Below are 13,639 nucleotides of genomic sequence, written 5' to 3'. Positions count from 1 at the left end.
AGAGTATTATGCCTAATTATGCAAATCGCTACATAAGTAGCCTAACCAGAGAAACTTACGCGTTAATACTGGCAGGCGGTCGCGGTTCTCGCCTGCATGAGTTAACCGATTGGCGAGCAAAGCCAGCAGTTTACTTTGGTGGTAAACATCGAATTATCGATTTTCCACTATCAAACTGCATTAACTCGGGTGTGAGACGTGTTGGTATTGCTACACAATATAAATCACATTCATTAATACGCCATGTAAACCGCGCATGGGGGCACTTTAAAAAAGAGCTAGGAGAGTCGGTTGAAATACTACCTGCATCTCAGCGTCAAGGTGATGATTGGTATTGTGGAACCGCAGATGCTGTTTTTCAAAACATAGATATTATTCGTCACGAGCTTCCTAAATATGTGATGATTTTGTCTGGAGATCATGTGTACCGTATGGACTATGGTGCTTTATTGGCTGAACATGTGCAAAAAGGCGCAGATATGACAGTGTGTTGTATTGAAGTCCCAGTAGAGGAAGCCGCAGACACGTTTGGTGTAATGACCGTTGATGAAGAAAATAGAGTGTGTCGTTTTGATGAAAAACCAGCAATGCCGAGCTCCGTACCCGGCAAGCCAGGTACATGTTTAGCATCAATGGGGAACTACATCTTTAATACTGAATTTTTGTTTGAGCAACTTAAAAAAGATTCTGAAAATGAAGGCTCTGGACGCGATTTTGGTCATGATATTATTCCAGCGATTATAGAAGAGCATAATGTGTTTGCTTTCCCATTTAGAGATCCAAACCAAGAAGGGCAACCTTATTGGCGCGATGTAGGTACGCTTGATTCGTTCTGGGAAGCTAATATGGAATTGGTAATGCCAGAACCACAACTTGATTTATACGATCCAACGTGGCCAATATGGACTTATCAAGAGCAACTACCACCTGCTAAGTTTATTTTTGATGACGAGGATAGACGTGGTATGGCTTTAGACTCAACAGTCTCGGGTGGGTGTATTATTTCGGGCTCTGCGGTTAGAAAATCCCTGTTGTTTTCTAACGTTCACGTTCGCTCATTTTGTACCATTGAGCAGTCGGTTATTTTACCCGGTGCTGTTATAAACCGAGGTTGTAAAATTAAACGCGCAATAATAGATAGAAGCTGTGAAATACCTGCAGGTCTTGAAATCGGTTTTGACAAAAAAACAGATGAAGAAAACGGCTTTAGGGTATCTAAAAAAGGTATCGTTCTTGTTACACGTGATATGCTCACTGAGCTTGCAAAAAAGTTAGAACGCCAAGCGCGAGAAAATAAAAAGCTAGCGTAACAACAAGTTAGATAAGCACGACAACATAGCTTGCTCATTTGTGAGCAAGCTCACACAGGTTTAAAGGAAATAATAAATTAATGCATGTATTAATGGTTGCAGCAGAAAATGACGCGTTACCAGGCGCAAAAGTAGGCGGTGTGGCAGATGTAGTACGCGATGCACCTAAGGCTCTCGCAAAGCAAGGTATAACGGTTGATGTTGTTATTCCTGATTACGGGTTTGAGCCGCTTGAGCGTATTTATGTAGGTGAAGTAACTGTTGCATTTAATGCTCAACCCCATGTATTAACCATTTTTAAAGTACAACAAGCCGAAAATAATGTAAGCCAAATTGTTATTAGCCACCCGTTATTTAGTGAATCAGGCAGTGTATATTGTAATGATGCACCGGGGAGGCCTTTTGCAACTGATGCGACTAAATTTGCTCTATTTAACGCAGCCGTCTGCGAAGCGTTATTACAAGGTGTATTAAAGCGCCCTGCAGCGCTGCATTTACATGATTGGCACAGTGCCTGCGTTGCAGTTTTACTTAAGTTTGAGCCACGTTATAGCTCACTTAATACCTTACCTATTGCCTTCACAGTGCATAATATTGCACTGCAAGGTATAAGACCTTTCAAACATGATGATTCAAGCTTAGAGGCGTGGTTTCCATCACTTAGTTATAATGGCCAGCAATTATGCGACCCGCGTTACCCTCATTGTTTTAATCCTATGCGCAGTGCAATAAATCTATGCGATAAAATACATGTTGTATCGCCAACTTATAGCCAAGAGGTTCTCGAACCTAGTAATTACGAACATGGTTTTTTTGGTGGCGAAGGGCTTGAGCAAGATCTGCAAAATGCAGCAGGCCAAGGCAAGCTTGTTGGTATTTTAAATGGCTGCGAATATCCAATCAATGCACTTGAAGGAGCAACTCTCGCCGATTTTTATAGCCAAGCTGAGAGTACTTTGTTTGGTTGGATGGCAAATAGCGAGCAGTTACAAAGTGGCTACTATATTGCCCACCAACGATTACAGCAATTTAAAGCAACGGTTAATAATGGTCCATTAGTCACAAGCGTTGGCCGACTTACCGAACAAAAAGTGTTGTTATTGTGCCAGCAGGTTAATGGGGTTTTAGCTATTGATAAAGTGTGCCAATTAATTAATGAACATAACGGCAGACTTATTATTCTCGGCTCGGGTGACAAAGAGCTCGAAAGCATATTTACCAAAGCAATGGCGCGTAATTCCAATCTTTTATTTTTGAAGGGATATGGGCAAGGTGTTGGCGATTTAATGTATCAATTAGGTGACTTATTTTTAATGCCAAGCTCGTTTGAACCGTGTGGTATTAGCCAAATGCTAGCAATGCGAGCGGGGCAACCGTGTTTAGTACACAGTGTTGGCGGATTAAAAGATACTGTTAAACACCACGAAAATGGTTTTAGCTTTAATGGAGACACGTTGGCAACGCAAACGCGTAATTTAATTAGCTGTTTAGACGAAACTCTCTTAATTAAAAAGCAAAATCCTAAAAGATGGCATAAAATTAAGCACAGCGCAGAGCAAATGCGTTTTTCGTGGCCACAAGTGGCAACTGATTATATAACAACCTTATACCGGTAAAACGTTTGTGTACTTTAAAGTTTAGTGACAAATCTACCTGCTTAGGGTTTAATTACTTAGTATTATATAAAAGCTAAGAAGTAGGTAATGTGTCTGTATTTGTTGCAAGGCAAGCAATATTCAATCGAAGTAAAAAAGTAGTAGCCTATGAGCTACTTTTTCGTGATAGTCCAAAAAATTATTTTCCAGATATTGCAGAAGGTCAAGCAACAGCAAGGCTTATTATGGAAAATCAATTAAATTTAGGTACACGCCATATTACATCAGGCAAAAAAGCGCTTATTAATATAGGACCAGAATCACTAAAACTCGATTTATGTGCTTTCTTACCATGCCAAGACGTTGTGATTGAGCTGCTCGAAACCATAGAACCTACCGACGATAACTATGAGCTATGCCGAGGTTTATTTCATAGTAACTACAAACTCGCGCTCGATGATTTTGTATATAAACCACAATGGGATCGTTTTTTAAAGCTTGTGAAGCTCATTAAATTTGATATTGCAATTACACCTCTTAGCGAAATACAGCCCATAGTTACTAAGTTACAAGCGCATAAACAAATAAAAATACTAGCCGAAAAAATAGAAACACAAGAAGACTATGAGCTTGCCTTTGATATGGGTTTTGATTATTTTCAAGGCTATTTTTTTGCAAAGCCTACCATGATCAAGCAAAACGACATTGATTATAATTATGGTTTAGTCGTCGCTATTTACGCAGAAATAATGAAGCAAAGCCCTGACATTAAAACCATCGCAAGCCTGTTTGAGCTAGATGCTGCACTCGCATATAAGTTACTAAGATTAATAAACAGCGGTGTGTTTCCTATACAAAGCCAAATATCGTCATTAAAGCAAGCGCTTGTGTATTTAGGACACGAACGCCTGAAAAAGTTTGTGAGCCTTATTGTTACTGCTCATACAGCGGGTAAAAAACCTGCAGAGCTAATGCAAGTGTGTATTGTACGCGCTCGCTTTTGTGAGCTGGTGGCAAAGAAGGTTAATAAGAGTCAGTCAGGCGAAGCATTTTTAATAGGATTATTCTCGTTACTGGATGCAATCCTTGATCAACCAATGAGCTTGCTTGTTGAAAAGCTACCTTTCCCTGATGAAATAAAAACGGCATTATTAGGGGACAAAAACACACTTTATTATATTTTAAACGTTGTTAAAGCATATGAAACAGGAAGCTGGTGGGCACTTGAACAAGCTGTACTTTTGCTAAATATTGACAGTGCTATACTACCTCCACTTTACCAGCAGTCAGTCGATTGGGCTGACAGTTATAAGAATAATATTTAACGGATAATAGCTTTAATGCGCAATTATAATATGGACTTTATTCGCGGCGTTGCCGTGCTTGGCCTAGTTTACATGAATGGTTACGCCTTCGGCATTTTTGAATATGGGTATTCCTACTTAACTAATCCTCCTGTTAGCGACTCAATTATTCACACCCTTAGCAGCGTGTTTGTAGACGGGCGTTTTAGAACGCTGTTTAGTTTGCTTTTTGGTGCTGGGCTTTATATTCAGTGGCAACGTTACAAGTCTGAAGTGCAGATAAAAAGCAGGCTCTATTGGTTAATCCTCTTTGGTTTAGCGCATGGTTTTTTACTTTGGGCTGGTGATATTTTATTTGTTTACGGTGTATCTGGCTGGTTTGTTATTAAATATTTAGAAAGTGATAGCAACGTACTTTTAAAAAGAGGGTTTGCATTTACCTTGTTGTCGGGTGTAGTTACCTTACTTGTTATATCTAGCGTACCCGATGAAATAATTTACCGCGATACAGCACAGTTTATTGAATTATATAACCCACACTATATTGATTACTTTATTAGTAACCTTGCTATGAACACGTTAATGCTTGTTATGGTGCCAATAATGACAATGTGGATGTGCGTGGGCCTTATGCTCATTGGCATTTATTTATATAAACAAGATGTTTTTAGTAAAGGCTTAACGACTCAGCAATTAATAGTTTGCGGTGCAATGACCCTTGTTTTTTGTGGGATCAGGCTTTATGCATCACAGCTTAATGGCAGCTTAGGATATGGGGTGCAAGAATTTGTAAATATTTTTGCGGCGCTAGGTATGGCTACGCTGTATATTCATTTAATTGTTAAATTTTGCAATAACAGCGCACATGTTGGCACGCTTATTCAACAAGCGGGGCGCTTAGCATTTACTTTATATATTAGCCAAACACTCATACAATTATTGTTATATAAAGTGCTATTTACGCACTGGGTGCTCAATTTTGATCGTATTGATTACTGGTTAGTTGCAACGGCATTAGTTGCACTGCAGCTCATATTTACCTTTATATACAGCCGCTATTTTAACCAAGGCCCGCTTGAATTTGTATGGCGTAAATTAACTAAAGCAAAAATTAATGCTTAAACACCTATAAATTCTAAATTAGGGGCGAAAAAATAGTGTGGGTGGTTTACACTACTCGCCTTAAAAATTACTACGCTATAAGTGCCATGACCGAATTAAAACGTTTAAATAAATTTATTAGTGAAACAGGATTTTGTTCACGCCGCGAAGCCGATAAATATATTGAGCAAGGTCGTGTCAGCGTTAATGGCTACTCGCCTGAAATGGGCGTAAAAGTTGCTGCTACCGATGTTGTATTGGTTGATGGCAAGCCACTTAAAGCCACACCAAAGCGCGTTTATATCGCTTACAATAAACCAGTTGGTATTACGTGTACTACCGAAAGTAAAATTCAAAGTAATATTATTCGCGCGGTAAATTATCCTACGCGTATATTTCCAATAGGGCGTTTAGATAGACCTTCTGAAGGGCTTATATTTTTAACTAACGAAGGCGACATCGTTAATAAAATTTTGCGTGCGGGTAATAACCACGAAAAAGAATATGTTGTTACGGTTGATAAACCGCTTAATCGTCAGTTTGTTACAAAAATGGCCAATGGCGTGCCTATTTTAGATACCGTGACTAAAAAGTGTAAAGTGACACAAACTGCCCCTAAAGAATTTAAAATAGTACTTACACAAGGTTTAAACCGCCAAATACGCCGTATGTGTGAATATTTAGGTTACGAAGTGGTGACGTTAAAGCGCACTCGTATAATGAACGTAACACTAAAAGGTTTAAAGGTAGGGCAGTGGCGTCATTTGTCAGATACTGAAATGGCGCAAATAAACGACTCGATTTCTGACTCAGGTAAAACTCAAGAACATTCGCTTGATGCTAATAAACAATCAGAAAATAATATGCCGTCGGTTCCTAAAAAGCGTGATTTTCAGGGTGAAAATCCTCGCCGTTTTAATAAAGGCGAGCAAAGTGGAGAGCGAAATTCAAGTCGCAACTCTGAACGCAGTAATGCTAATGGCGAGCGCAAAAATGAGCGCAGTAAAGCACCTTATCAAAAGCGTTCTACCACGTATGTTGGTAAGCCGAAAAGCATTAAAGAGAACAAGTCGTCACAGTCAAAACCTAGCTCGGGGCGTACCCTTAGCTTAAAAAAATAATCTGCAGCTAAGTGGTATTCTACTACCACTGTATTTCTTGTACTATATTACCAAATGGGCTTGTAACGCCCACTAAATTTATATTGTTATTTTGCAAAGTCACCAATTTATTCTTATCTAAATACCATCTAAAAGTGTATTTTCTGTAGTTCTGTAAACTAAGCACAGTTAGCGTTGCACAACTGTACTCATAATCAGTTGGGCAACTACCTACTTCAAGTAATTGATGCTCTTGCTGCCATATATTATTGCTGTGTTTATTGGCCCATAATTTCACAGAAATACAAACTGACGTCCATAACCATAAGTAAATTAAAATAGGCAAAAACAGTGGTATAAATGCGCTGCGGAACTTCCCATGCTCAGCAATATAATTTTTAACTGTATGTTTAAATTCAAAGTTATTATTGTATTTATTATATAGGTGCCTTAATAAAACAATCGACAACACTATCGCCGTTATTGGAAATAACGTAAATGTTAAGGTGTTATATATACCGTTGGGAATAAATGCGGGGTCGGCTTGTTCATCCCATGCAAGTAAAACCAGCGGAGGTGCTGTTACTAAGAGTAATAAGGCGCTGTTGAAGAGTTGCTTAAAGGTCAAAGGGTATTCACTTATAAAATGTTGCTTGTATAAAGCCCAAATTAGCGCTTAATGTTTCGCTATTAAATGCTAAAGCCAATATAAAATAAGAGTATACCTAAATAAACTGCAATCGCCGATAACGAGTTTTTAGAGCGCAGGCGATTAACAAGGTCGCGTGTGCCATCGAACATACCGGAAATAACCAGTAGTATGCCTCCTGTAAAACGGTAGTTGTTTAAGTTCACGTTACCATTCTCGTCAGTTATAAAGCGTAAATAACCAAAAAGTATAAAAACGCTGCCCGCTATTAGTATCGCGGTTTTAAAATTTTCCAAGGCTTTTCCATAATATTGAGTTAGATACTAAAATGGCACTAAGTTGAGTCATGATAATTTTACTATATTTCGAATTTAAATTTTGCCTAAATCCATTAAATGGCCTCATTATGTCGCTATATTAGGCGTATATACGCTAAAGCCTGATTTATATTGTGCATTATCAAGTACACTTAGTTATATGAAGGGTAAGCTGTTAAGATGCGCCGTCTTAATAATGTAGAAAGGTTATAGAAGTAACATGTCAAAATTTTTCTTTATGGGTAAGCCCGATATAATGGGTAAAAATAACAGTAATGGATTTGCACCAAAACGTACTGCAAAGCCAGGCACAGAGTCACACCCGCTCACGTTAATTGTAAACTCAGTTGCACGACAATCAGAAATAGAAGCAATACTAGAAGAGCATTCGCTGTTTGCTTCAATTGAAGTTAAAGCTGAAGTACCAGAAGATATTCGCGAACTAGACTTTGCGCTTAGCAAGTCAAAACCACAAGTATTTGATAAATTACCAGAGCGCAACGCACCTTGTGTATGTGGTAGCGGCAAAAAATATAAGAAGTGTTGCGGTTAGTTTCTTAACAACTAAATATGTAGCCTTTCTTTTTTCATCGGTATTAAATAAAAATGCCACTGACCTTGAGCCAGTGGCATTTTTTAATGTTAACCGATTATATGCTTAACTACTTACGCGGTTCGTAATCAATTCTAAATATAACCGTGTAAAGTACCGGTACCACAATTAGCGTTAGTATGGTGGCAAAGCCTAAACCAAACATTATAGTTACCGCCATTGACTGGAAGAACACGTCAAATAACAGTGGGATCATACCTAAAATAGTGGTTATTGCTGCCATTGCTACAGGGCGCACACGGCTAACACCAGACTCAAACACAGCTTGATAAGGCGATTTACCATCGCGAAGCTCAAGGTTAATTTGATCGACCAACACAATGCCGTTTTTGATTAACATGCCGCTTAAGCTTAATAAGCCAAGCAATGCCATAAAGCTAAACGGCGCATTCATTATCAACATACCCGCACTTACACCAATAATGGCAAGTGGCACTGTAGCCCAAATAACTAAAGGTTGTTTAAGTGAGTTGAATAACAGTACGGTTACCGCAAACATAGCTAAATAGCCTAATGGCAATGAGCCAAAAATAGCCGATTGCGCATCAGATGACGATTCATATTCGCCGCCCCATTCTAATTTATAACCACGCGGTAGCTCTATTGCTTCTACAGGCCCTCGTATGCGGGCAAATAATTTAGCAGCGGTTTCGTCACCTAAAACGTTTTGATCGGCCATTACCGTTATTGTACGTTTACGGTCGCGGCGCATAATTAGGCTGTCTTCCCATTCAACCACAAATTCGTCAACCACTTGCGTTACTGGCACAAACACACCAAGTACTGGGCTATAAATTTGTAAATCGTGAACGCTTTCTACATTTAAACGTTCATTAGCAGGAGAGCGGGCAATAATAGGTAACAGTTGCGTACCATCTCTGTATACGCCTACTTGTTTACCAGAGAGGCTAGTAAGCAGCACATCATCAAGGTCAGATTTACTAATACCTAAACGGCGCGCTTTTTGTTCGTTAAACTGCGGGCGAATCATTTTAGTACGCGCACGCCAGTCATCACGAATATTATAAGCCCCTTCATCCTTTGCTATAACGTCTTCTGCTTTAGCTGCAAGTTTTCTAAGAACTACTGGGTCTGGGCCTGTAAAGCGTGCTTCAATTTTAGCATCGGTAGATGGGCCAATTTCCATCGGCTTAATTTTAAGCTCGGCTGAAAGTGGCGTACTTTGTGAGTATTCACGCACCTTTTGCATTACTATTGCAACCGCCTCGCGGTTTTTTACTCTAATAATAAGCTGCCCATAAGAAGAGTACGATTTTTGAGGAGCATAAGTAAGCATAAAGCGCGGCGCACCTTGGCCTGTTGTACTTGTTATTTCCTCAACGAGCTCTTCATTTTGTAAGTAGTTTTCTAGCTTTTTAATGCCATCAAGGGTTGCACGTATATCTGAGCCTTGCTGCTGCCAGTAATCTACATAAAACATTGGCGTGTTAGACGCAGGGAAAAACGACTGCTTAACCGCACCAAAGCCAATTACTGCAGAGCAAAGTAATACAACCATAAGAACAAGAGTTGTTTTACGATAATGCATAGATACATCTAAAAGTGCTTTATAGCCTGTAAAAATAAAGCCTTTGTACGGGTCGTCGTCTTCCTCTTCGCCCTCAGCATTTTTACCTTTTTTAAACTCATCTTGTTTAAACATTAAGTTTGCAAAAAATGGCGTAAGGGTGATGGCGGTGATCCAGCTTAATAAAAGCGATATAAATAACACCCAAAATAAGCTGCCAGCAAATTCACCCGTGGCATCAGAGCTTAATCCAATGGGAGCAAATGCAGTAATACCAATAACTGTCGCGCCTAGTAGTGGCCATTTAGTTTGCTCAACAATATTAACTGCCGCTTTTAACTTAGTTTGGCCACGTTTTAAATTTATTAATATGCCTTCGGTTACTACTATGGCGTTATCTACCAGCATACCTAGGGCAATAATAAGTGCTCCCAGAGAAATACGTTGCAGGTCTATGGCAAACAACTTCATAAATATAAAAGTGCCTAAAACGGTCAGTAATAAAATACCGCCAATTAAAATACCGCTTTTTAAACCCATAAATATAAGCAGTACCACAATTACAATGGCAATAGCCTCTACAAGGCTTACAATAAAGCCATCTACCGATTTTTCTACTTCTTTAGGTTGGTTATATACCGATTCAACATGTATGCCGTGTGGGCGCTGGTATTCAAGCTCTGCTAAGTGTTCGTCAATACGTTTACCTACATCAACTACGTTAACCCCGTTCATAAACGACACACCAATTAACAGTGCTTGCTCTGAGTTGTAACGAATAACATTAGTAGGTACTTCGGCGTATTCTCTAAATACTTTTGCTACATCGCCTAAATAAATAAGCTCACTTGCACCAGGTTTTGAAATAAGCAGAGTTTCAAGCTCACTTACATCTTTAAATTCCCCGGTTGGGTGAAAGCGAATAGACTCATCGCCAACACGTATTTTGCCCGCATTAGACACCGTATTTTGCGATTGCAGCAAGCCAAAAATATGGCTTGAGGCTATACCTAGTTGAGCCAATTTACGTGTAGATACTTCAACCATAACTTGTGGTTGTTGCTCACCAGCAATAGTTACTTTACTTACACCTTTAACCAAGACTAGCTCGCGCTTTAAAAAGTCTACGTAGTCTTTAAGCTCGTCATATGAGTAGCCGTCGCCAGTAACCGAATATAAAACGCCGTATACATCGCCAAAGTCATCTAAAATAGTGCTTGGGTAAACGCCGCTTGGCAGCGAAGGAGAAAGGTCATTAATTTTACGACGCATTTCATCCCAAATTTGGCGCAGCTGCTCTTTTCGATGAGTGCTTTTCATTTCCACCGAAATTTGAGATTTACCATTTGATGAAATAGAGGTCACATAATCAACATAAGGGAGTTGCTGAATCGCATTTTCAATAGGGAAAGTGACTTCCTCCTCGACTTGCTGCGGCGATGCACCCGGGTACATGGTAATAACCATGGCAGTTTTAAGAGTAAACTCAGGGTCTTCTAGTTGGCCTAGGTCAAAATACGACACACTACCGCCAATTAACAGCAGCAGCGCAAACATCCAACTAATTACTTTTTTCTCTATGGAGAGTTGCGCAAAGCTCATAATTATAAGCCTCGCTCTTTATTCCATGGACGTACTTTCATGCCTTCATCTAATGAATGTACACCGGCAGATACAACCATTTGGCCTTCTTTTATGCCGCTAAGTACTTCAATACCATCACGGTGAACTTGCCCTACTTTTACAGCCTGCTTATTAACAACACCTGTTTCTGGGTTGTATAACCACACATACGCGTTATCAGACACGCTTTCTTTTGCTTCTGAAAAAACCGACTCAACAGGTAAAATTGTATACGCTACTTGCGAGCTAGTAACTTTAGATAAATCAATAAATACACGCCCAGTCATACCGGCAAGTAAATTAAAGTCATCAGGTACTGGCAGCGAAAAAACAACTTGGTAGGTCAGGGTGGTTGGATCAGCCTGTGTATCCCACTCTTTTAAATCAAGGGTGTATTCTTTTTTTGCAAAGCCATCAAACACAACGGTAGGGTGGTAATCGGTACCTTTTTTAATGCGCGCTATTATTTTTTCAGGAACTTGGATTTCTACATCCATTAAGTCGCGTGTTTCTAAGCGTAAAATGTTTTGCTTGGCTTGAATATTTTCAAAGTTTTTAACAAATACTTTAGCCACAGTGCCTGCAAATGGTGCGCGTAATTCACTGTATTCTAGGTTTGTTTCGGCAATTTTAAAGGCAGACTCTGCCACCTGCATATTGGCTAATGCTTCATCGTATTCAGATTGGCTTGCGATTCTTTTTTCAAGTAATTGCTCAATACGACCAAGTTGCGACTTAGCAAGCTCAAAGCGGGCTTTTCTATCATCGTATTGTAATTGAAAGTCTTCTGGGTCGAGCTTTGCCAGTAGCTGACCTTTTTTAACTTCTTCACCTGCTAAAACCGGAAACTCAACAAGCTCACCATTTACTCTAAACGCCAAGTAAGAGCCTTGGTTTGCAACAACCTCAGCAGGAAAGCTGCGAATGTTAGTTTGAGAATCATGACCTATGTTGAATAATTTAACAGGGCGAATGGGCTCTTCTTTAACTTGTTGTTCTGGCTCAGAACAGGCTATTAAGCTTAATAAAGTCGTAGTTAAAAAACATAGACGAAAGAGTTTCATGTCTTCTCCGTTGCAATGATGGCAAAATAATTAAGTGCAGCATACGCTGCAAACATATAAAATAAAAATCATTAAATCTTAGAAACTCAATAAGTTTTACTTATAATGTTGCAGAGTGCTATATGAAGCTGAATCAATTAATAATTTTAGATGCCATAGTGCAAAGCGCAAGCTTAAGCGGGGCAGCACTAAAGCTACATAAAACCCAGCCAGCGCTTACACTTGCTATTAAAAATTTAGAAGAAAAAATAGGGTTTGAGTTGCTAGACAGAAGTAAGTACCGATTACAGCTTACTGAAAAAGGGCGAATTTTCCACCGCGAGGCGCAGCAACTTCTGTATGCCAACGACGAGCTAGCGCAGCTTGCTAAAGAATTGGCACTCGGTAATGAACCCCAATTTAGAATTTGTTACGAACAACTTTGCCATACGCAGAGTTACAACGAGATCATAAGTAATACTTTTAGATTGTTTACCAGCACCGAATTTAGCTTAACAAGCGGGAAGCGCTTTATTTCGTTAGAGCAAGTAAATAGTGGGCAAGCCGAATTAGGCATTGGTCCGTGGTTTGATTTATTTCATGCGACAGGCGATTTAGAAAGCGTACCTATAGGCAGGCTCGATATTGGCATTGTCAGCGCTAAAGGCGTACTTCCTCAAAAGCTAACCTATAGCGAACTGCAAACGTATCCGTGTTTAGCCATGTTTGAAAGTGACTTGAGTATCGACAGCGACAGACTATCGTATTCAAAAGGCTCCGCCATGATGAAAATTGATGATGTATCGACCTTAAAATCGTTTTTACTCTCAGGTGCAGGTTGGGCAATGATGAGCCTAGAGCACTGCGCTCCTGAAATAAAAGCAGGCTTACTTCAAGAAATACACATAACTGACCGAGAGCATAAATTTAGCGCGCAAATTAGAGCCTTTAGGCAGCATGCAATGCACCACGGCCCTGTAGCGCGCACTATTTGGGAGCAATTTAAAGTACTTAGTGAGGCGTATTTAAATGAACGCTGATATTGATAAAGAAACACTTATTTATACTGTTATCGCAGGCATACCAATAGGCAAAGTAGCAAGTTACGGGCAAGTTGCAGCTCTTGCGGGCTACCCGCAAAATTCACGGTTGGTCGGGCGCTTATTAAAAATGATGCCAAACGACTCGGTTATACCTTGGCACAGGGTAGTGAATAGCCAAGGTAAAATATCATTCCCTGCAGGTAGCGAAAAATACCAAGAACAACGCGAAAAGTTATTATCAGAAGGCGTACTGTTTAAAAACGACAAAGTGAATATGCGCGAGTGCCGGTGGGAGTGATATGACTATTATTGGCAGGTAAGTGCCATAGCTGACTTTCAAGGCGTGAATCTAAAACTTTGTTGGGTGGCGCCTTCTGCTTAACCAACCAACCTTTTGACGTAGGTCGGATAAG

12 protein-coding genes are annotated in these 13,639 nt (G+C 39.7%); 8 read left to right on the top strand and 4 right to left on the bottom strand.

Going from position 1 to position 13,639, the window contains the following annotated elements; translation table 11 throughout:
- The first annotated feature begins 8 nt into the window (after positions 1-8).
- The 5 genes from glgC (at position 9) to rluF (ending at position 6,431) form a co-directional block, all read left to right on the top strand.
- Positions 9-1,310: a glucose-1-phosphate adenylyltransferase gene (glgC, locus tag RB214_RS19740; RefSeq protein WP_002958601.1), complete on the top strand. Its 1,302-nt coding sequence runs from the start codon at positions 9-11 to the stop codon at positions 1,308-1,310.
- Between the two features lie 80 nt (positions 1,311-1,390).
- The gene (locus RB214_RS19735) at positions 1,391-2,926 is read left to right on the top strand and encodes a glycogen/starch synthase (protein ID WP_309169219.1); all 1,536 of its coding nucleotides are present in this window, start codon (positions 1,391-1,393) and stop codon (positions 2,924-2,926) included.
- 89 nt (positions 2,927-3,015) lie between these two features.
- Positions 3,016-4,230, top strand: a complete 1,215-nt coding sequence (locus RB214_RS19730) for an HDOD domain-containing protein (protein WP_309169218.1) — start codon at positions 3,016-3,018, stop codon at positions 4,228-4,230.
- 30 nt (positions 4,231-4,260) lie between these two features.
- Positions 4,261-5,331 (top strand): DUF418 domain-containing protein, encoded by a 1,071-nt coding sequence (locus RB214_RS19725; protein WP_309169468.1) that lies wholly within the window; start codon positions 4,261-4,263, stop codon positions 5,329-5,331.
- A gap of 86 nt (positions 5,332-5,417) precedes the next feature.
- Positions 5,418-6,431: a 23S rRNA pseudouridine(2604) synthase RluF gene (rluF, locus tag RB214_RS19720; RefSeq protein WP_309169216.1), complete on the top strand. Its 1,014-nt coding sequence runs from the start codon at positions 5,418-5,420 to the stop codon at positions 6,429-6,431.
- Between the two features lie 22 nt (positions 6,432-6,453).
- On the opposite strand, the gene RB214_RS19715 is transcribed toward rluF, so the two are convergent.
- Complete coding sequence (locus tag RB214_RS19715; protein ID WP_309169215.1) at positions 6,454-7,038, bottom strand: hypothetical protein; 585 nt, start codon at positions 7,036-7,038, stop codon at positions 6,454-6,456.
- A gap of 62 nt (positions 7,039-7,100) precedes the next feature.
- Complete coding sequence (locus tag RB214_RS19710) at positions 7,101-7,355, bottom strand: hypothetical protein (protein ID WP_002958595.1); 255 nt, start codon at positions 7,353-7,355, stop codon at positions 7,101-7,103.
- Positions 7,356-7,596: 241 nt separating this feature from the next.
- Between RB214_RS19710 and RB214_RS19705 the strand changes: the two genes are divergently transcribed.
- Positions 7,597-7,929 (top strand): PBPRA1643 family SWIM/SEC-C metal-binding motif protein, encoded by a 333-nt coding sequence (locus tag RB214_RS19705; protein WP_002958594.1) that lies wholly within the window; start codon positions 7,597-7,599, stop codon positions 7,927-7,929.
- A 109-nt stretch (positions 7,930-8,038) separates the two neighbouring features.
- Here RB214_RS19705 and RB214_RS19700 read toward each other — a convergent pair whose 3' ends face one another.
- Complete coding sequence (locus RB214_RS19700; RefSeq protein ID WP_309169214.1) at positions 8,039-11,119, bottom strand: efflux RND transporter permease subunit; 3,081 nt, start codon at positions 11,117-11,119, stop codon at positions 8,039-8,041.
- A gap of 2 nt (positions 11,120-11,121) precedes the next feature.
- Positions 11,122-12,204 (bottom strand): efflux RND transporter periplasmic adaptor subunit, encoded by a 1,083-nt coding sequence (locus RB214_RS19695; protein WP_039487629.1) that lies wholly within the window; start codon positions 12,202-12,204, stop codon positions 11,122-11,124.
- A 122-nt stretch (positions 12,205-12,326) separates the two neighbouring features.
- On the opposite strand from RB214_RS19695, the gene RB214_RS19690 reads away from it, so the two are divergent.
- A complete protein-coding gene (locus RB214_RS19690; RefSeq protein ID WP_309169213.1) occupies positions 12,327-13,223 on the top strand; it encodes a LysR family transcriptional regulator in 897 nt (298 codons plus the stop codon).
- On the top strand, positions 13,213-13,524 hold the full coding sequence (locus RB214_RS19685; protein ID WP_024609175.1) for an MGMT family protein: 312 nt from the start codon (positions 13,213-13,215) through the stop codon (positions 13,522-13,524). Before RB214_RS19690 ends, RB214_RS19685 begins: the two co-directional genes overlap by 11 nt.
- The last annotated feature ends 115 nt before the right edge of the window (positions 13,525-13,639 follow it).

It is taken from the genome of Pseudoalteromonas sp. HL-AS1 (genome assembly GCF_031198785.1).
GTDB classification, from domain to species: Bacteria; Pseudomonadota; Gammaproteobacteria; order Enterobacterales; family Alteromonadaceae; genus Pseudoalteromonas; species Pseudoalteromonas distincta.
Note: the sequence above shows the minus strand (reverse complement) of the source record. Positions and strands in the feature narration are given on the sequence as shown.

What these genes read in the sequence shown, in the direction of transcription:
- RB214_RS19705 (WP_002958594.1), top strand. Translation starts at nt 7,597, where the DNA reads ATGTCAAAATTTTTCTTTATGGGTAAGCCCGATATAATGGGTAAAAAT.
- RB214_RS19725 (WP_309169468.1), top strand. Translation starts at nt 4,261, where the DNA reads ATGGACTTTATTCGCGGCGTTGCCGTGCTTGGCCTAGTTTACATGAAT.
- RB214_RS19690 (WP_309169213.1), top strand. Translation starts at nt 12,327, where the DNA reads ATGAAGCTGAATCAATTAATAATTTTAGATGCCATAGTGCAAAGCGCA.
- RB214_RS19735 (WP_309169219.1), top strand. Translation starts at nt 1,391, where the DNA reads ATGCATGTATTAATGGTTGCAGCAGAAAATGACGCGTTACCAGGCGCA.
- glgC (WP_002958601.1), top strand. Translation starts at nt 9, where the DNA reads ATGCCTAATTATGCAAATCGCTACATAAGTAGCCTAACCAGAGAAACT.
- RB214_RS19700 (WP_309169214.1), bottom strand. Translation starts at nt 11,119, where the DNA reads ATGAGCTTTGCGCAACTCTCCATAGAGAAAAAAGTAATTAGTTGGATG.
- rluF (WP_309169216.1), top strand. Translation starts at nt 5,418, where the DNA reads ATGACCGAATTAAAACGTTTAAATAAATTTATTAGTGAAACAGGATTT.
- RB214_RS19685 (WP_024609175.1), top strand. Translation starts at nt 13,213, where the DNA reads ATGAACGCTGATATTGATAAAGAAACACTTATTTATACTGTTATCGCA.
- RB214_RS19695 (WP_039487629.1), bottom strand. Translation starts at nt 12,204, where the DNA reads ATGAAACTCTTTCGTCTATGTTTTTTAACTACGACTTTATTAAGCTTA.